Origin of the sequence: Methylobacterium sp. J-048 (genome assembly GCF_022829515.1) — a bacterium.
Classification (GTDB): Bacteria; Pseudomonadota; Alphaproteobacteria; order Rhizobiales; family Beijerinckiaceae; genus Methylobacterium.
In genome coordinates, this window is record NZ_JAKSYL010000180.1 from 1 (window position 1) to 17,825 (window position 17,825).

19 protein-coding genes and 1 tRNA gene are annotated in these 17,825 nt (G+C 69.4%); 14 read left to right on the forward strand and 6 right to left on the reverse strand.

What is annotated here, in order from left to right; all coding sequences use genetic code 11:
* Positions 1-55 precede the first annotated feature (55 nt).
* Positions 56-346 carry a hypothetical protein gene (locus tag MKL09_RS18090; protein ID WP_243963090.1) on the forward strand — a complete coding sequence of 97 codons (291 nt, stop codon included), beginning with the start codon at positions 56-58 and terminating at the stop codon, positions 344-346.
* A gap of 375 nt (positions 347-721) precedes the next feature.
* Positions 722-2,473: an ABC transporter ATP-binding protein gene (locus tag MKL09_RS18095; RefSeq protein ID WP_244022363.1), complete on the forward strand. Its 1,752-nt coding sequence runs from the start codon at positions 722-724 to the stop codon at positions 2,471-2,473.
* 21 nt (positions 2,474-2,494) lie between these two features.
* On the opposite strand, the gene MKL09_RS18100 is transcribed toward MKL09_RS18095, so the two are convergent.
* Positions 2,495-2,968 (reverse strand): DUF4279 domain-containing protein, encoded by a 474-nt coding sequence (locus MKL09_RS18100; RefSeq protein ID WP_313901192.1) that lies wholly within the window; start codon positions 2,966-2,968, stop codon positions 2,495-2,497.
* Positions 2,955-3,182: a hypothetical protein gene (locus MKL09_RS18105; protein WP_244022366.1), complete on the reverse strand. Its 228-nt coding sequence runs from the start codon at positions 3,180-3,182 to the stop codon at positions 2,955-2,957. The genes MKL09_RS18100 and MKL09_RS18105 overlap by 14 nt, the downstream gene beginning before the upstream one ends.
* Positions 3,183-3,395: 213 nt before the next feature.
* Between MKL09_RS18105 and MKL09_RS18110 the strand changes: the two genes are divergently transcribed.
* The 7 genes from MKL09_RS18110 (at position 3,396) to MKL09_RS18140 (ending at position 10,210) form a co-directional block, all read left to right on the forward strand.
* On the forward strand, positions 3,396-4,271 hold the full coding sequence (locus tag MKL09_RS18110) for an aldose 1-epimerase family protein (protein ID WP_244022368.1): 876 nt from the start codon (positions 3,396-3,398) through the stop codon (positions 4,269-4,271).
* A 3-nt stretch (positions 4,272-4,274) separates the two neighbouring features.
* Complete coding sequence (locus MKL09_RS18115) at positions 4,275-4,982, forward strand: uroporphyrinogen-III synthase (protein ID WP_244022370.1); 708 nt, start codon at positions 4,275-4,277, stop codon at positions 4,980-4,982.
* Positions 4,983-5,089: 107 nt separating this feature from the next.
* Positions 5,090-7,279, forward strand: a complete 2,190-nt coding sequence (locus tag MKL09_RS32040) for a translation initiation factor 2 (RefSeq protein ID WP_313901193.1) — start codon at positions 5,090-5,092, stop codon at positions 7,277-7,279.
* A gap of 123 nt (positions 7,280-7,402) precedes the next feature.
* Positions 7,403-8,899 (forward strand): heme biosynthesis protein HemY, encoded by a 1,497-nt coding sequence (locus MKL09_RS18125; protein ID WP_244022372.1) that lies wholly within the window; start codon positions 7,403-7,405, stop codon positions 8,897-8,899.
* Positions 8,900-9,139: 240 nt separating this feature from the next.
* Entirely contained in the window at positions 9,140-9,595 is a 456-nt protein-coding gene (locus tag MKL09_RS18130) for an NUDIX hydrolase (RefSeq protein WP_244022373.1), read from the forward strand.
* Between the two features lie 85 nt (positions 9,596-9,680).
* Positions 9,681-9,755 (forward strand) — tRNA-Thr (locus MKL09_RS18135).
* A gap of 173 nt (positions 9,756-9,928) precedes the next feature.
* Positions 9,929-10,210 carry a hypothetical protein gene (locus MKL09_RS18140; protein WP_244022375.1) on the forward strand — a complete coding sequence of 94 codons (282 nt, stop codon included), beginning with the start codon at positions 9,929-9,931 and terminating at the stop codon, positions 10,208-10,210.
* A gap of 62 nt (positions 10,211-10,272) precedes the next feature.
* On the opposite strand, the gene MKL09_RS18145 is transcribed toward MKL09_RS18140, so the two are convergent.
* The gene (locus MKL09_RS18145) at positions 10,273-10,518 is read right to left on the reverse strand and encodes a hypothetical protein (protein WP_244022377.1); all 246 of its coding nucleotides are present in this window, start codon (positions 10,516-10,518) and stop codon (positions 10,273-10,275) included.
* A gap of 356 nt (positions 10,519-10,874) precedes the next feature.
* On the opposite strand from MKL09_RS18145, the gene MKL09_RS18150 reads away from it, so the two are divergent.
* The gene (locus tag MKL09_RS18150; RefSeq protein ID WP_244022379.1) at positions 10,875-11,255 is read left to right on the forward strand and encodes an energy transducer TonB; all 381 of its coding nucleotides are present in this window, start codon (positions 10,875-10,877) and stop codon (positions 11,253-11,255) included.
* 98 nt (positions 11,256-11,353) lie between these two features.
* Complete coding sequence (locus MKL09_RS18155) at positions 11,354-11,494, forward strand: hypothetical protein (protein WP_244022381.1); 141 nt, start codon at positions 11,354-11,356, stop codon at positions 11,492-11,494.
* 407 nt (positions 11,495-11,901) lie between these two features.
* Here MKL09_RS18155 and MKL09_RS18160 read toward each other — a convergent pair whose 3' ends face one another.
* Both MKL09_RS18160 and MKL09_RS18165 read right to left on the reverse strand, forming a co-directional pair.
* Positions 11,902-12,891 (reverse strand): inorganic phosphate transporter, encoded by a 990-nt coding sequence (locus tag MKL09_RS18160; protein WP_244022383.1) that lies wholly within the window; start codon positions 12,889-12,891, stop codon positions 11,902-11,904.
* A gap of 9 nt (positions 12,892-12,900) precedes the next feature.
* Positions 12,901-13,542 carry a DUF47 domain-containing protein gene (locus MKL09_RS18165; RefSeq protein ID WP_244022385.1) on the reverse strand — a complete coding sequence of 214 codons (642 nt, stop codon included), beginning with the start codon at positions 13,540-13,542 and terminating at the stop codon, positions 12,901-12,903.
* Positions 13,543-13,827: 285 nt separating this feature from the next.
* Between MKL09_RS18165 and MKL09_RS18170 the strand changes: the two genes are divergently transcribed.
* On the forward strand, positions 13,828-14,052 hold the full coding sequence (locus MKL09_RS18170; protein WP_244022387.1) for a hypothetical protein: 225 nt from the start codon (positions 13,828-13,830) through the stop codon (positions 14,050-14,052).
* A 100-nt stretch (positions 14,053-14,152) separates the two neighbouring features.
* Here MKL09_RS18170 and MKL09_RS18175 read toward each other — a convergent pair whose 3' ends face one another.
* Positions 14,153-14,923: a Crp/Fnr family transcriptional regulator gene (locus tag MKL09_RS18175; protein WP_244022389.1), complete on the reverse strand. Its 771-nt coding sequence runs from the start codon at positions 14,921-14,923 to the stop codon at positions 14,153-14,155.
* Positions 14,924-15,107: 184 nt separating this feature from the next.
* Here MKL09_RS18175 and MKL09_RS18180 point away from each other — a divergent pair, with 184 nt between their 5' ends.
* Together MKL09_RS18180 and MKL09_RS18185 are read left to right on the forward strand one after the other, a co-directional pair.
* Entirely contained in the window at positions 15,108-15,818 is a 711-nt protein-coding gene (locus tag MKL09_RS18180) for a Crp/Fnr family transcriptional regulator (protein WP_244022391.1), read from the forward strand.
* Positions 15,819-16,409: 591 nt separating this feature from the next.
* On the forward strand, positions 16,410-17,825 hold a 1,416-nt coding region (locus MKL09_RS18185), incomplete at its 3' end, for a glycoside hydrolase family 16 protein (RefSeq protein WP_244022393.1).

The window sequence follows — 17,825 nt, forward strand, 5'->3', positions numbered from 1 at the left end:
GCGTCCTCCTGTCACTCACCCGGACAGGAGGCGCGCCGTGGAACCGATGAAGCCGATGGAACCCATGAAGCCCATGGAACCGATGAAGCCGATGAAGGGCATGGAGCCGTTCTGGCCGAAGGACCTGGGCGATCCCTCGACCAGCGGCTCCCAGAACGGGATGAAATACGCGTTCTTCCCGGACAAGCACCGGCTGCTGATCGAGCGCGACGGCCAGGTCTCGACCTACGACAGCGGCGACCACCGGATCGGCGGCGTCTCGCAATCGGACGGCAGCACCAAGTCGCTGACCTTCTCCAGCCAGAACGGCGATGTCGATCTGGGCTCGCTCAAGAAGCTCGACTGACGGTCTCCGTCGGTTGAAGGCGAGGTCGAAGACGGAGCGCGACAGGCCCCCTCTCCCGTGCGGGAGAGGGTTGGGGTGAGGGATCAGGTCTCTCCGGAGAAGTCGCATCCTTCACCCTGTCCCTCTCCCGCACGGGAGAGGGGACCCGCGCCGTATCCTGACGCGCAGGCCCGTGCGTGGCTGCGCCAGCCGTCGGCGCAACGTGAGTCGAGGGGCGGCCGAACCAATGACTCAAACGGTCTCAGGATGAAGGGGTTGGGTGGGAAGCCCGTGGTCTGGAACCACCCAACCGCCCCCAACCACCTTCCCCTCCGGCGCCGAGCCCTCTAAGCCCGGCCCGGCCATGCGAGCCCTTCCGCCGATCCGTCCCGAACCATGCGCGCATTGATCGATCTCGTGCGCATCATGCGCGCGCGCGATCGGCGTCGGCTCGCCCTGATCGCCCTGGGCCTCGCGGTCGCGGCCCTGCTGGAGGTGGTCGGCGTCGCCTCGGTGATCCCGTTCCTGACCCTGGTCGGGGACCCCTCGGCGGCGACGCGGGTGCCGTACCTGGCCCAGGCCCGGGAAGCCCTCGGGCTCGCCGACGAGCGCAGTTTTTTGCTGGTCACCGGTGGGGCGGCGCTCCTGGCGATCCTGACCACCGCCGTGGTCAATGCCGGGCTTACCTACGCGCAGCTGCTATTCACGCATCTGGCCGGCTACGGTTTCAGCCGGCGGCTGCTGTTCCGCTACCTTGACCGGGAGCGGCTGTTCTTCGCCCAGGCCAATAGCGCCGAGCTCGCCAAGAACGTCCTGTCCGAGACCGACCGGCTGGTGGTCGGCGTGCTGACCCCGGCCACGGTGCTGGCTTCCCGGGCGACCTCCGCGCTCGCCGTGATCGTCTTCCTGCTGGGCTACGCGCCGCAGCTCGCGCTGATCCTCGGGGGCGGCTTCGGCGGCCTCTATGTCGGAATCTACCTGATCATGCGGGCCCGGCTCGCCCGGCTCGGCGGCCGCTCGGTGGCCGACAACGAGGCCCGGTTCCGGATCGTCCAGGAGACGTTCGGGGCGCTCACGGAATTGAAGCTCTACGGCCGGGCGGAGGCTTTTGCCGGCCGGTTCGACGCCCCGGCCCGGGCCTACGCGGTCGCCACGGCAGCGAGCCTGCTCACCGGCCAGATGCCGCGCTTCGTGATCGAGGCCCTGGCCTTCGGCGGGGTGATCGTGGTGGTGCTGTTCGCCCTGGCCCAGGGGCTGGATGTGGCCGGGATCCTGCCGCTGCTCGGCCTGTTCGCCTTCGCGGGCTACCGGATGCTGCCGGCCTTCCAGAATATTTTTACCTCCGTCTCGCTGATGCGCTTCTACAGCCCGGTGGTGCGGGTGATCGTCGACGAGCTTGCCGACGAGCGTCATCCCGCGCCCCGCACCGGCGAGCGTCTTCCCTTTACGAAAGAAATTCGGCTGGAGGGGATCGGCTTCGATTACGGCACCGGCCGTCCGGCGCTGGCCGACATCGACCTGACCATCCCGGTCAACACCACGGTGGGGCTCGCGGGCCGCACCGGCTCGGGCAAGTCGACCCTGGCGGGCCTGCTGCTGGGGGTGCTCACCCCGGGCACGGGCCGGCTTACCGTGGACGGGCGGGTGCTCGACGGAAATACCCTCCCCGCCTGGCAGAACCGCATCGGCTACGTCCCGCAGGACGTCTTCTTGGTGGACGGCACGGTCGCCGAGAACATCGCGTTGGGCCTCGACGCCCCCGATCGCGCCGCCGTCGAGCGCGCGGCCCGGCTTGCCGGCGCCCATGACTTCGTGGCCGCCCTGCCCCGCGGCTACAACGAGCGCGTCGGCGAGCGCGGGGCGCGGCTCTCCGGCGGCCAGCGCCAGCGTATCGGCATCGCCCGGGCGCTCTACCACGACCCGGACGTGATCGTATTCGACGAGGCGACCTCGGCGCTCGACGACGAGACGCAAGGGGCGGTGATGCGCGCCCTGCGGGCGCTCTCGGGCCGGCGCACCCTGATCCTGATCGCCCACCGGCTCTCCACCCTGGAGGGGGCCGACGCGGTCCATGTGCTGGAGGCCGGCCGTCTCGTCGCCTCCGGGCCGCCGGAGACGATCCTGCCGGGATTGGGGGCGCTGGCGTGAGGGGTGGGCGATCCGATCGTATCAGGCGGCTCGGCCTTCGACCGCACCGGGATCGCGGCCCTTGGTCGAGAAGTCGGTCTCGATTCCCCCGCGTAGGCTGCCGATCAAGCTTTGGAGACGCGGACTCACCGGCGGAGGCGTCGCACCGGCCGAACCGAACCAGAACAGCGTGACCAACGTGGACAGAGCCTCCGTCTCGACCAGCGCCTTCAGGCGATCGAGCCGGGAAGCCTCCCCGGCCAGCCTTTCAATGAGAAAGCTGGCGTGGTCGTTCAGATCCTGCGTCCCGACCAGGTCTTTTGTATTCAGGAACCAGTAGCCGGTTTGGCCGACCTTCTCCAAGCCTCTCTTGCCCAGCTTGAACGGCTCGCCCTTCCTGTAGGCGAGGGTCGGGAAAACCTGCAGGATGTCCGTCACGGCGGATATGTCGAGCGCATCGCCCTCGAAGCGGAGGGTCGCGAAGGCTCGAAGCGGAGATGCTTCAGTCTTCATCATGGATGTTACCGATCTCCTCGCCGCGCGCGTCGGTTATGTCCCCGTTGTCGTAGATGATGACGCTGTCGGCTCCGCGCAGCCCGGCCGCGGCCTTGATGGCGTGGATAGCGGCACCGACGGTCTCCTCATCCAGATTCAGCTTCGCACTGACATACGAAACCGGACTTCCTGCCCTGTTCCAGATGACCCGTCGCCGTGCGTGTCCCTGTATCATCGTGCGGACACGAACGCCTTCCGGAACTCGTCGACTCGCTCGATCCGGTATCCGGAAGCGCCGAGTTTATCGCAGCCTCGTAGGCCGGCAAGCCGGGAAAGCGCTCCGCCCACCCGATCCGCCCACTCGATCCGCTCACCCGATCCGCTCCCCTCTTGCGTCCCGGCCCGCGTCCGTTACCTCGGCTGTCCGAGGATCGCCCGGGAGGCCCGCTTGAGCACGCGCATCGACCTGACAGCGCCGGACGGAACCACGGCCACGCTCGCCACCCACGGGGCCGAGCTGGTCTCCTGGCGGGTCGGCGGGACCGAGTATCTCTGGAGTGGCGACCCGGCGCATTGGAACCGGCACGCCCCCTGGCTCTTCCCGGTGGTCGGCGCCTCGGCCGGCGGGCAGGTGCGGGTCGGGTCCGAGACCTACCCGATGGCGCAGCACGGCTTCGCCCGGGACCTGCCGTTCTCGGTGGTGGCGCGCAGCACCGACGCGGTGACCCTGCGGCTCACCGACGGGCCGGAGACGAAGGCGCATTACCCGTTCGCCTTCCGGCTCGACATCGAAGCCCGGGTCCGCCCGGCCGGCCTCGACCTCGCCGTCACCGTCACCAATCCCGGCGACGTCCCCCTGCCCTACGCCCTCGGCTTTCACCCGGCCTTCCCGTGGCCGTTCGCGGGCGGCGCGCGCGCCCGGGACGGCGGCTACGCGGTGGAATTCGAGCAGTCCGAGCGCCCGTTCGCCCCGCAGGTCGGCCCGGGCGGGCTGCTGCTGCGCGACGAGCAGCCGATCCCGCTGGACGGCGACACCCTGCCGCTCGACCCGGCGATCTTCACGGAGGCGTTCGTGTTCCGGAACGCGAAGAGCCGCCGGATGCGCTTCACCGGACCCGACAAGGCGATCCGGATGGAGATGGAGGATTTCCCCCACCTCGCCGTCTGGACCAAGCCGACCGCGCCGTTCCTCTCGCTCGAATGCTGGACCGGCTACGCTGACTGGGCCGATTTCTCCGGCCCGCTCGAGGCGCGCGATTCCCAGCGCCCGCTGCCGCCGGGGGCGCAGGCGCGCCACGGCGTCCGCCTCACGCTCGAAGGCTAGGGGTTGCGCGTCTGGGTCGCCCGGCCCGAGCCCGGAGCCGCCCGGACCGGCACGGCCCTGGCGGCGCGCGGGCATACGCCCCTCGTCGCGCCCGTGCTGGTGGTGCGGCCGACCGGCGCCGCTATGCCCGATGGTCCGTTCGACGGGCTGCTGCTGACCAGCGCCAACGCGGTGCCGGCGCTCCGGGACACCGCGGCCCTGCGCAGCCTGCCGGTCTTCGCAGTCGGTGCCCGAACGGCCGCCCTGGCGATCGCGGCCGGGCTCGGGCCGGTACGGCAAGGTCCGGGCGACGCGGCCGGGCTCGCCGCCCTGGTCGCAGAGGCGCTGCCGGCGGGGGCCCGCCTGCTCCACGCCACCGGGACCGCGCGCAAGCCCGAGCCCGCGGAGACTCTGGCCGCCGCCGGGTTTTCGGTCGTACTCTTCGTGGTCTATTCGGCGGACGCGGTGCCGGATCTGCCGAGTTCCGCGAAGGAACGCCTCGCCGCCGGGGCGCTCGATGCGGCGCTGCACTACTCCCGCCGCAGCGCCGCCACGGCGCTCGCGCTGGCGGATCGATCAGGGCACGGCGGAGCTTTCCGCCGCCTGAGGCATTACTGCCTGTCGGTTGATGTTGCGTCCCCCCTGGAAGCAGCCGGTGTCGCGGTCCATTTCGTCGCGGCACGACCGCGGGAAACGGATCTGCTCGATGCCCTTAGCGCCGCGCCTCGGTGACGGCACGCGGTGACAGAGCGAACGAGCCGCCGTATCTCGCCCTCGCGCCCGGTGCCGCCGCGGTGCTACGGGGACGCGGCGACGTCGAAGAGTTGGAGGACTTGCCCGTGACGCCACCACCCAGCGACGCCGACAAGCCCGGAACCGGCGGCCCGAAGCCGGCCGGTACACCGTCTACGCCCGGACAGCGCGATCCCGCTCGGACGGACGCCAAGCCTGGAGATGCCAAGCCGGGGGCGAAGTCGCCCGCACCCGCGATCGGCGGCGCCAAGCCCCTGCAGGCCCCTTCGAATCAGGCACCGAGTCCGGCTCCGGCCGTGCCGGCCAACACGCCGCCCAAGCCGGCGACCGATCCGGTCTCGACCGTCAAGCCGGGTGGAGCCAACCCGACCGAGGACAAGTCCGAAGCTGGCAAACCGAATACCGGCGACGGCCCGAAACCTGCCGTGGGCGCAACCACGGGGCCGGGTGTCGGCAAGCCCGAGGTGTCGCAGCCCGGTGCCACGGGCTCATCCGCCTCCGAGGCGGCCAAGGCGGCTTCGACGGCTGCCGGGGTGAAATCCGAACCCGGCAAACCAGAGCCCGGCAAGCCCGAATCCGGCAAGTTCGAACCCGGAAAGCCCGATCCAGCCAGACCGGATCCCACGAAGCCCGGCCAGCCGGGCGCGGGTGCTCAGGCGGGCGGCGGTCCCCGCCCCGGCGCGGCAGCGACGGGAGCCGCAGCTGCCGCGGTGACGGCCGGGCCGATCCTCGACCTGAAGGCCAAGCACATCCCCGATCCGGCAACGCCGGGCAAGGAAGCGCCCAAAGACGGGACGCAGAATAGCGCGAAGGACGCGGGCAAGGAGCCTCCGAAGGGAGCGGTCCCCGGCGGCAACGCCTTGACGGTGCCGAGCCCGTCGGCCGGGCGGGCCCGGGCCGGCTTCGGCTCCCTGGCGGCGGCCGGCCTGATCGGCGGCCTGATCGGCGCGGGCGCGCTGTTCGGCGTCGAGCGGGCTGGCCTCGGCGGGGCTCTGCGCCCGAACGCCGCCGACCCGAACCTGTCCGGCCAGGTCGCGTCCCTCGACAAGCGCGTGGACGGACTCGCGCCGCGCGACGCGCTCGCCGATCTCGACAAGCGCGTCGCCGCCGCGGAGACCGCGGCGCGCCAAGCGCTGGAGAAAACCCCGGCCCCCGGTGCCGGTTCGACGGATGGGCAGCCCGCGGCGCCCGGCTCGGCCCCGCCGGCCGATCTCACGGCGCGCCTCGACAGCCTCGATCAGCGGGTGGCCGCGCTCCAGGAGGAGCCCGGCCGGGAGCCCGGGCGCGACCAGCAGGGCGATGCGAAGCTCGGGGCGGTCCAAGCTGCCGATCCCAAGCAGATCGCCGAGCTCGACGCGCGGGTGAAGGCGCTTGAGTCCGAACAGCCGAACAAGGGCGAAGCGTCCCAAAAAATTGCCGCCCTGCAGGGCGAGATCGAGCAGCGGACCAAGGCCAATGCCGAGGCCGACGCCGCCCTGGGCCAGCGCCTGGATACCTTGCAGCAGGCTCTCGACGCCCGGGTGAAGGCCGCCACCGAGGCGGTCCAAGCCGCCACACAAGCGAGTCGCACCGCCGCCGAGGCCGGGCAGGCGCAGGCGGCCGAGGCCACGAAGGCGGTCGATCGCCGCCTTCAGGAGCAAGCCGACAAGATCGCCGCCCTGGACAAGGGCCTGGCCCAGCGGGCCGAGGTCGCGACCGTGCAGGCGGCCCTGCGGGTCGTGGTGGCCGACCGGGTGGCGTCCGCGCTGGCGGCCGGCATGCCCTACGCGGAGCCGCTGGCGACCCTGCGTAAGCTCGACCCGGGCACGGAGGCCCAAGCGGCGGCGCTCGCGCCCTTCGCCGGGACGGGCGCGCCGACGACGGCACAACTCGCCAATGCGTTCCGGCCGGTCGCCGAGCAGAGCGCCGCCAAGCGCCAATCGCTGCGGGCCAAGAGTGCGGCCGAGACCGGCGATTTCCGCACCAAGCTCCTGAGCATGGCCGACGGCCTCGTGCAGGTGCGCAAGGTCGATGCGCCCTCTTCCGCGCCGGAGGCGTCCGACGAGCCCGAGGCCAAGGTCCAGGCGGCCCTCGACCGCGGCGACCTGGCGGCGGCATCCGCGGCCTTCGCGGCCCTGCCGGCCGAGGTGCGGGACCAGGCGGGCGATTTCGCCGCCAAGCTCAAGGCCCGGGCCGCCGCCGAGGAGGCCGTGCGGACGCTGCTCGCCGGCGCCTTCAAGGCCCTGCCGACCGATCAGGCCGCCGGTGCCGCTCCGGCGGCGTCGCCCGGCCGTTAGGCGTGACGGCGCCGATCCGCGCGCTGCGCGGCTGCATCAATGCCGGGCGGGCCCCCAGCGGCCCCGCCCCTTCCGCACCCAGCGGCGGCCGCCCGGCGGCCATCGACAGGAGACACTGACCCCATGTGGCGCGCCCTCGCCTTCCTGGCCCTGCTCGCACTCGCCGCCTTCGGGGCGGTCTGGATCGCCGACCGGCCCGGCACCGTCACCGTCGTCTGGAACGGCTACCAGATCGGTACCAGCCTCGCGGTCGCCCTGGTGGGGGTGATCGCGGCGGCGATCGTCCTCGGCCTGCTCTGGGCGATCGTGCGCGGCGTGATCGGCCTGCCGGAGGCGCTGGTCCGCGGCTCGGCGGAGCGCCGCCGCGCCAAGGGCTTCTCCGCCCTGTCGCGCGGGATGGTGGCGGTTGGTTCGGGCGATCCGCTGGCCGCCCGTCGCTATGCCGGGGATGCCGAGCGGCTGCTCGGACCCGAGCCGCTGACCCTCCTGCTCAAGGCCCAGGCGGCCCAGATCTCGGGCGACCGCGACGCGGCCGAGAGCGCCTTCCAGCGCATGGTCGACGATCCGGAGACCCGGGTGCTCGGCCTGCGCGGCCTGTTCGTGGAAGCGCGCCGCCGCGAGGACGAGACCGCCGCCCGCGCCTACGCCGTGGAGGCCGCCCGCCTCGCCCCGAGCGTCACCTGGGCCAACGAGGCGGTGCTGGAGGCCCACTCGGCCGATGGTGACTGGGCCTCGGCCCTCGAGACCATCGAGCGCCGCTCCTCGCTCGGCTTGATCGACAAGGCGACCGCCCGGCGCCAGCGGGCCGTGCTTCTCACAGCGATCGCCGGTGAACGTGAGGCCGGCGAGCCCGAGCTGGCCACCGAGCGGGCGCTGCAGGCCGTCAAGCTCGCCCCCGATCTGGTTCCGGCGGCCTGCATCGCCGGGCGGCTGCTGTCGCGTCGCGGCGATCTGCGCAAGGCCGCCAAGGTCGTCGAGGCGGCCTGGAAGGCCAATCCCCATCCCGACCTCGCGGCGGTCTATCTCGGCCTGCGCACGGGCGATTCCGTCCGCGACCGGCTGGCCCGGGCCGAGACCCTGGCCAAGCTGTCGTCCTGGGACCCGGAGGCGCGTCTCGCCGTGGCGCAGGCGGCGCTCGATGCCCGGGATTACGGCCGGGCCCGGGAAGCGGTGAAGCCGCTGTTCGCCGACCGTCCCACCGTGCGCACCAGCCTGATGATGGCGGCGATCGAGGAGGCCGAGCACGGTGCGGCCTCGGGGCAAGCCCGCGAGTGGCTGGCCCGGGCCGCACGCGCGCCGCGGGACGCGATCTGGATCGCCGACGGGATCGCCTCCGAGACCTGGGCGCCGGTCTCGCCGGTCACCGGCTGTCTCGATGCCTTCGCGTGGCGCGAGCCCCCCAATACGTTGGCTGCCCCCGCGCCCGTGGTCGAGCCGCAGGAGCCCGAAACGACCCAGCCCGTTCTCGTTCCGGATAGCCCGACCGCGGCCGCCCCGCTTCCGACCATTATGCCCGCGAGCAAGACGTCGCCTGCCCCGGCTGCCGATCCGGTGTCGGTCGGTATGGCGGCTGCGGCTGTTCCCGCCGTAGGCGAGCGTGCGGTGCGGCGGATCGGGTGACCAGAGGTTGAATGCAGCCATAGCCAGCAACGGAAGTGGATGCGCGGGGATATCAGTCTAAGCTGAACGTTTGCCCGTGCCGCGCGGTTATGTTGACGGCAGTTGCTGATACTGCCTATTTTGTTGCTGATGCTGCCAACCGCTGACCGAGGGTCCGACCATCTGTTCTCCTTTTCACTTCCCGGCGAAGGCGCCGTTGCAGCTGGGCTTGCTATGGGCTCCGGCCCGCTCGGTGCGGCCGTGACCGCCGGTGTTGATGACGAGTCCGAGCCGCGCCGTCAGGTCGGCGTCCTGCCGTTCCAGCAAGGCAAGGACGGTGAGAACCGGATCTTGCTGGTGACCTCGCGGGAGAGCCGGCGCTGGGTGATCCCCAAGGGCTGGCCGATGAAGGGCCGCAAGCCGTTCGAGGCGGCGGCTCGCGAAGCCTACGAGGAGGCTGGCCTGCGGGGCGATGTCGGCAAGCGTCCACTCGGCTATTATTTCTACCAGAAGCGCCTGAAGAACCTCGACGCCGTCCTGTGCCAGGTCAAGGTGTTTCCCCTCCAGGTGCGCAAGCAGCTGAAGAACTTTCCCGAGGCGCATCAGCGCGAATTGCGCTGGTTCACCCCGGCCGAGGCGGCTGAGGCGGTGTCCGAGCCCGGCCTCGCCGCCATCATTCGCGCCACCTCCCGGCAAGTTAAGGCGACGGACGCGTAATCCACCGTTGCCAACGCTCCGTCGATCCTTTAAGGCCCCTTTCAGCCGGACGGACACGCCCCCACGCGGGGTCGCCACGGCGCTTGCTGCGGTAGCTCAGTGGTAGAGCACTTCATTGGTAATGAAGAGGTCGACAGTTCAATCCTGTCTCGCAGCACCAGATATCTCTAGGCCAGCGTAATCGATTTCCGGCCGACATGCGCTAGCGCGCGAAGTCTTGCGCTGATCGTTGAACAGCCGACATGGATCGCGCGGCGTTCAGCCGTGATCGTCGAGGTCTGCTTTGAGCGTAGAGCGGCGGCCCGAAGCATCCGCAGAGGGGATGATGCGGACGTGAACACGACGGCCCTGTTCACCATGATCGGCATCGTCCTCAGCTGGGTCGTCCTGGCCGGAGCCGCACTGCTCTCCGGCCGGCTCGCCACCTTCGCGTTCCTGGTCCTGACGGTGGTGGCACTCTTCCTCTACGTCCCCTGGGTACGGCTGAGCGCCAGCGGCATCGAGGGTTCTAGCCGGCCTGTCCGGTTCTGGACGAACGTCGCGATGCTCGCGGTCAGCCTCGCCGCCGGCCTGGCCCTGGTGGTCATGCTGGCCCGGCGGACGGGCTTTCTCTGATCGCATCCCCGTCGGGCGCAGCTTCAAGGCCGGTCTCGTAAGCGCTGAAGACGTCTGCGGCTTCAGTGCTTCGTCAGGCTGTCGACGGTCTCGTCCTGCCCGAGCGTGTCCGAGAAGCGGCCGAGGCGGCTGAGGCTCGGCTCGTTCAGGCCGCCGGCATTGGCGAAGGTGGCCAGCGCGATCCCCACCAGGAAGCTGGCTTCCTCTGCGGTGACGGCTCGGCCGCTCAGCGTGCTGGCCGCGCCGCGCACCGCGAGCACGGCCTGCTGGAACGCGGGGTCGCTCTGCAGCTCCGCCAATCGGGTCATCTGGGCCTTCTCCTCGATCTGGGGTGGAATTCGGATCCCGCGCCGGGATCGTGTGCGATCCGGGTGGGGACTTGCCGGGCGCCGCCGCAGAGCTGCCTCGTCTCCGGGCGGATGTCCACGGCGGCCCCCGGGATCGAAACCGGGGTACCGACTTTCATAACCGTCAGGCTAGGCGGCTTTCGCATCCTGGATCAAGTTTCCGGCCCGCCCGCGCGAGAGGTGTGCTGACAGAGGGACGATCCGCGGCGGCCGGGCCGCCCGGCGTCGCGTCTCGCCGCTCGCGGGGTCATGACCGGTAAACCCTTCGGCGTAAGGATAGCCGGGCTCCCATCCCGCCACAGGGTCGTTGTCCCAGCATGTCGTCACGCCTGTTGACTCACGGAATCGTCGTGCTCGGCCTCCTGCTGGTGCCCTGGTCGGCGCAGGCGCGGACGGGCGTCTCCCCGGCGGTGCGCACCTGGCTGTCCGCCCTGGTCACGCGGATCGACGCCGTCGACCGCACGGAACGGCGCGGGACCACCCGGGGCGCGGCCGGCACCGTGGTGGTGCGCGTCGAGATCGCCGCCGACGGTTCGGTGCGCCAGGCCGAAATCGAGCGCAGCTCGGGCTCCCGCGGCCTCGACCAGCGGGCGCTGCGGGCGGTGCAGGGGGCGAGCCCGTTTAAGGCGCCCCCGGCCGAGCTCTTGGCCGAGACCGGAATGGCCGACCTCAGCGTTCCCGTGCAGTTCGGCCCCTGAGCCGCGCCGCAGGCTGCCGTTCCGGCGGCAGCCTGAACCTTTCCCCGGGATCGCCCCTGTTCGGGTCCGCGGCGCACGTCGCGCCCGGCAGGCTGTTCGTGAAGGATGCGTCCGCCAGACTGCGCCGCGAGGACGGCAAGCGGCCGCCGCTACCGGTCGTCGTGAGCGCGTTGATCGTGTCGGTCGGGCTGTGGGGGGTGATCTATCGCCAGACCGGCCGGATCGTCTGGACCTGGTGAGCGGGCGCGCCGATCCCGGTGGGGGCCGGCACCGAGACAGGCGCCCACGAGGTAGCCGGATTGGTGCGCGGCCAGATAGGCGAGCAGCACCAACACCTTCTCGGCGTCTAAGGAGTCCGTGAGCGCCCAGAGCGGCAGGCAGACCACGGCGATGAGCATCGAACTCGCCACCACCATCTGGGCCCGATAGCGCCAGCCTTCCAGAACGCCGGCCGCAAATAAAAGGGCCGCGATAAGAAACAAGCTGACCCCTATTGTCAGAATAGTGAATTTTTAATAGGTAATTTTATACAGATTTCGATAGGTTCAGAGTCAAATTTAGTGATCTCGGTCGTGCAAGAATTTTCCGCCGCGCCTTCAGTAAAGCCCGGCCGTGGGTCGCCCCTGTCCGTCGACCTTCGGAACGGTCACGGCAGCACGAAGCCCGCGACGCCGTAGACCAGCGCCGCCACCAGCGCCGCGGCCGGCATGGTGATCACCCAGGCGACCACGATGCCCTGGGCGACGTTCCAGCGCACGGCCGAGACGCGCTTGGCCGCACCGACGCCGATGATCGCCCCGGTGATCGTGTGGGTGGTCGAGACCGGGATCCCGAACGCGGTGGCGGCGAACAGGGTCACGGCCCCGCCGGTTTCGGCACAGAAGCCCTGCATGGGCGACAGCCGGGTGATCTTCGAGCCCATCGTGTGGACGATGCGCCAGCCGCCCAGCAGCGTGCCGAGCGCCATGGCGGTCTGGCAGGACAAAACCACCCAGAGCGGCACGTGGAACGCGCCGCCCCCCTCCCCGTGCGCGTAGAGCAGCACCGCGATGATGCCCATGGTCTTCTGTGCGTCGTTGCCGCCATGGCCGAGCGAGTAGAGCGAGGCCGACACGAACTGCATCCCGCGGAACAGCCGGTCGACCGCGTGGGGTGTCGAGCGCACGAAGAGCCACGACACCGCCAGCATCAGCAGCAGCCCGAGACCGAAGCCCAGGGCGGGCGAGAGCACGATGGCGGCGCTGGTGGCGATCACGCCCGGCCAGACGATCGCGCTCAGGCCCGCCTTGGCGATGCCGGCCCCGAGCAGCCCCCCGATCAGCGCGTGCGAGCTCGAGGACGGGATGCCGGCGTACCAGGTGATCAGGTTCCAGCTGATCGCGCCGCCGAGCGCGCCCAGGATCACCCGGTCGGTCACCATGGTGACGTCGATGATGCCGGAGCCGACCGTGCCGGCGACGTGCAGACCGAAGATCAGGAACGCCACGAAGTTGAAGAACGCCGCCCAGATGACGGCGTAGCGGGGTGCGAGCACCCGGGTCGACACGATGGTGGCGATCGAATTGGCCGCGTCGTGCAGGCCGTTCAAGAAGTCGAAGACCAGGGCGACGGCGATGAGGACGATCAGGAGGGTCACGCGGCGGGCTCAGACATGCTCGACCACGATGCTGCTGATCTGGTTCGCGACATCCTCGAACCGGTCCATGACCTTCTCCAGGTGATCGTAGAGCTCGGACCCGACCACGAAGGCCATGGGATCCTGCCGGGACGCCTTGAACAGGGCCTTGAGCCCGGCATTGTGCAGATCGTCGGCCCGGCCTTCGAGCTGGATGACGCGCTCGGTCAGGGTGTTCAGGACGGTCGCGTTCTCGCCCAGGGACCGGAGCTTCGGGAGCGCCTCGGCGGTGGCGGCGGCCGCCTCCTGGATCACCGCGCCCATCTCGCGCATCGACGGCTCGAACGCGGTGACCTCGAACAGCTGCACCGTCTTGGCGGTCTTGAGCATCTGGTCGATGGCGTCGTCCAGGGAGCCGACCAGGGCCTGGATGTCCCCGCGGTCGAACGGGGTGATGAAGGTCCGGCGCACGGCCAGCAGGGCCTCGCGGGTGATCGTGTCGGCCTCATCCTCGTGGTCGGCGATCGCCTGGCAGGCCACCGGCACATCCTGGGTGCCGTCGAGCAGAGCCCGCAGGGCGGCCGCGCCACCCACGATCGTCGCGGCATGACGCTCGAACAGATCGAAGAACCGGTCTTCCTTCGGCATCAACGCACGAAACCAGCCCAGCATGCGACGTCTCGGTTCGAGGATCAGTATCCGTGCAAGTTCGGCTGACCCGAAAGGCCTAGCATGACGGTCGGCGAACCGCACCCATCGGTTGCGATCGAACCATCTCACCCTGCGGCCGGATGTGGGGTTCCATGCGGTGGGCAATCGCCGAAGGACCCAACGGCGTCGACATTGACGATATCGATATCAAGTATCGATCCAATCTGTTTGGATCATGACGCAGTGCAACGTAGATATCGCTTCGACACCGGGTTCCTGACCCGGACATCGAGAGGTATCTCCATCATGTCCATGCGTTCCTTCATCGTCGCCGCCCTGGCTTTCGTGCCGATGGTCGGTCCCGCCCTGGCGGACGAGGCCGTCAACCTGACGCCGCCGCTCTACCGGGAGCAGGCCCGCGCGACCTCGGCCGCGCGTCCCGTCACCGAACTGGCGACCACGCCGCGCCTCGTCCCGGCGGTCCCGACCGCGTCCCGCGTCGTCACCGCGACCGCGCTGCCGACCCGCTGATGCCGGCCGGCGGATATCGAAGGCGCATCCCGGACGTCATGATCCCGGTCCGGGATGTCGCCGCCGCATCGAGACCGACCGAGGCGCGCGGGTGCACCGATCACTGCATCAGATAGGCTGGATCGAACTGGGCCAGATGTTGCAGGCGCGGGCGATCGATGATCGTCAACTGGCCGCCCTTGAGGTGGATCAGCCGTTCGGCGCGCAGGTTCATCAGCACACGGTTCACGTGCACGGAGGTCAAGCCGAGGGCATCGGCGAGGTCATGCTGGGTGATGCGCAATTCATAGCTGTCATCGGTCGCCTGTCCGACCTCGGCGAGCCGCCAGCGCAATTCGCAGAGCAGATGCGCCGTGCGCTCGATTCCGTCCCGGCGGCCAAGGCTGACGATCCACTCGCGGGCGATGGCCTCGTCGCGGCGCAGGCGTCGTTGCAGGGCTGCCATCAGTGCCGGATCGTGGGTCGCCGCGTAGCGCGAGAGCGGGATATCGCCGAGCGTGCAGCGGGTGAGCGTGCTGACGGCATAGCTAGAGCGCCCCGCCAGGAGCGCTTCGAGATCGCAGATGTCGCCCGGAACTAGAATGGCGGTGATCTGGCGACGGCCATCCTGCAACATGCGGTAGCGGCAGGTATGGCCGGCCAGCAGCAAGTGGGCGATGTCCGGCGTGGCTCCCGGGACAAGAACCTCGCTCTGCTTCGGAACCAGGCGTTCCCGCAGCGGAAGGTCGAATTCGGTCGTGAGATTTTTGGGCGGCGTCGCGTAGGCCGCCATGTCGGCCGGGCGAGCAGTGGGCATCCGTTCTTTCCAGTCTATCCGCGATGCAGTCGCCGTGTATCGATCCGATAAAATTCGACGGATCTGCGCATACAAGACCGTTCGCTGGATTTCGATCAGATTTCGATAGGCTTTTACTGGTTGTGTCCGAAATCGTACCCTGGGTTGTCACCTATCTTTTCGGGCCAAATAGTACTAGATATTCATTATTGTTCGCCGAAGTTTTCGGGCGCGAACGACTGGGAGACCACGTGCTCTTGCCCTGTCTGGGAGCAGCGCCGTGATTCAGCTTCGCCAATCCGACAGTCGCAACCGCTTGCTCGGCGCCCTGGCCCCGGAAGACTTCACCCGTCTGGCTCCGGCTCTCGAACGCCTGCCGCTCCACCTCCAAGATACCCTGATCCGCGCCCATGAGCCGCTGTCGCACGCCTATTTCATCGAGACCGGCCTAGTCTCGCTCGTGGCCGCGACCGAGGGCGGTCGGATCGAGATCGGGCTCGTCGGCCAAGAGGGGCTGGCTGGCGTGCCGCTCGTGCTCGGGACCGATCGCGCCCCCGTCCTGGGGATCGTGCAGGGCGGGGGCGAGGCTTTGCGCATCCCGGCGACCGCCCTGCGCGAGGCGCTGCAGGCGAGCCCGAGCCTGCGGGGCGTTCTGGGCCGCTACGCGCTGAGCCTGATGATCCAGATGGGCTATACGGTCTACGCGAGCGCCGAGTTGAACGTCGAGGCACGGCTCGCCCGCTGGATCCTGATGACCCATGACCGGCTGAACGCCGAAGCGATGCCGCTCACCCAGGAGTTCATGGCGATGATGCTGGGCGTGCGCCGCACCGGCGTCACCGCCGCCCTGTATGTCCTGACCGGCGCCGGCATGGTCCGGGCGAGCGAGGGGCGCATCACCGTGCTCGACCGCGACAAGCTCAAGGATCTGGCCGGCGACACCTACGGGCCGGCCGAGGCCGAGTACGAGCGCCTGCTGGCGGAAGCTTGAGCGTCGTCCGCACCGCGCCCTGCGGCTTGGTGTCGAGACCCGGCCCCCGGCCCTGATCCGTCGCTCGGCGCGCGAAATTGGCGGGCCCAAAATTTAGGCGGCGGCCGGGATCTGCCGGGCCCGTCGCGCCCCGCTCGGACCAAAGCCGCGCCGCGATGGAGCGGATTCCCGCGGCGTTCTTCCCGCGTGCCGATCCATCGGCGTAAGCCGCTATCGCCGCACGCTTTCGGCCGCCGATAGCCGAATACAGACCAAGCTCGAAATCTCGCGGTGCGCACCGAAGCGACAGCCAGCTGCCTCGAGACTAGGACGATATACATATCGACGGCTGGGGCGCGCCTGCCACTGTCAATCCCCAATACGGTATCGAATGACACTAATCTGCATACGTCGAAATGAGGATCTTAAAATCTGCTCAGATACAAATCTTGACAGTCGCGCAACCACGTAAGTAATGTTTCCACAGCGTTAAAAATAGGAAAATAAAGCTGGGCAGGCTGTCCGTCTGACGGCGGTCTGAAGCCACGTAGGCAAGCTTTCTTGTGCTGCGATCGAAGAATCGCGCCTTGCTGCAAGTCTGGGGGAATATTCATGGTCGATCTGACCGGCTACAAGCTGACCTTCGACGACGAATTCAACACGCGCAGCATCTCACAAACCGGAGCGGGAACGACCTGGGCCGACATCCGCGCGCAGGACCGCGGTGACGCGAACGCCGATGTCGGCTTCGGCCACTCGTCCTTCGTGGACAAGGGGTCGGGCTACGACCCGTTCCAGGTCCAGAACGGCGCCCTGTCGATCACGGCGGTGCCGGACAGGACGGCGTCGGGCGTTCCCGGCAGCTGGGAATCCGGCCTGCTGACCACCCAGGGCAACTTCTCCCAGACCTACGGGTATTTCGAGGTCCGGGCCGACTTCTCCGAGCAGGTCGGCGCCTGGGACGCGTTCTGGCTGCTGCCGAACCAGCAGAAGCCGGACCCGAACAACGCCGGCCAGCACCAGGAGCTGGACGTCGTCGAGCGCTACGGCGACGGGCCCAGCACCGTCTACAGCACGATCCACACCACCGACCAGACGCCCAACATCCCCTGGCAGCAGAACCGCCAGGTCACCAGCGTGATGCCGAACCAGAACGGCTATCACACCTACGGCATGGACTGGCAGGCCGACCGGATCAGCTTCTACGTCGACGGCCAGCTGACCGGTTCGCAGGCGACGCCCTCTGACCTGCACAGCCCGATGTACATGCTGGTCGACCTGGCCACGCAAGGAGGCGGCAGCAACAACGCCGACATCGCCCGCACGGCGATCACCTCGAAGATCGACTACGTCCGGGCCTATTCGAAGGACTCGTCCGCCGTCGCCGTCCGGCAGGACACCGTATCGAGCCCGGACGGCAAGGATCCGGGACTGTACGGCGCCACCAAAGCGGCGGCGGCATCGACAAGTACGACCGCCACGACCACGGCGAGCGCCGCGAAGGGTTCGACCAGCACGACCAACCCGACGACGACCACGACCGGCTCGGCCAAGCCCGCCGCCACGACCACGAGTGCGGCTCCTTCGAGCAACACGACGGGTGCGGCGACCTCGACACAATCGACCACGTCGTCCCAAGGCGCGAGCAACCCGATCACCGGCTCAACGACGACAGCCGGTGCGACGACCAAGCCTGCGACCGGCAGCACCTCGGGGACAACCAACCCGCCCGCCGGCACGACGACGACGGTCACCAGTCCGACGACCGGGTCCGGGGGCACGAAGACCGCGACCGCGGGTTCCACCGTCCCGACCGCGCAGGCCAGCGCCCCCGTGAGTTCGACCAGCACACCGACCAACGGCACGATTGTGGGAACGCCTTCGACCGCGGTCAGCGCGAAGCCCTCGGTCGCAACCCCGACCGCGAGTTCCACGATCCCGGCCGCTCAGGCCAGCGCCCCCGTGGGTTCGACCAACACACCAGCCAGCAGCACGATTGTGGGAACGCCTTCGACCACGGTCAGCGCG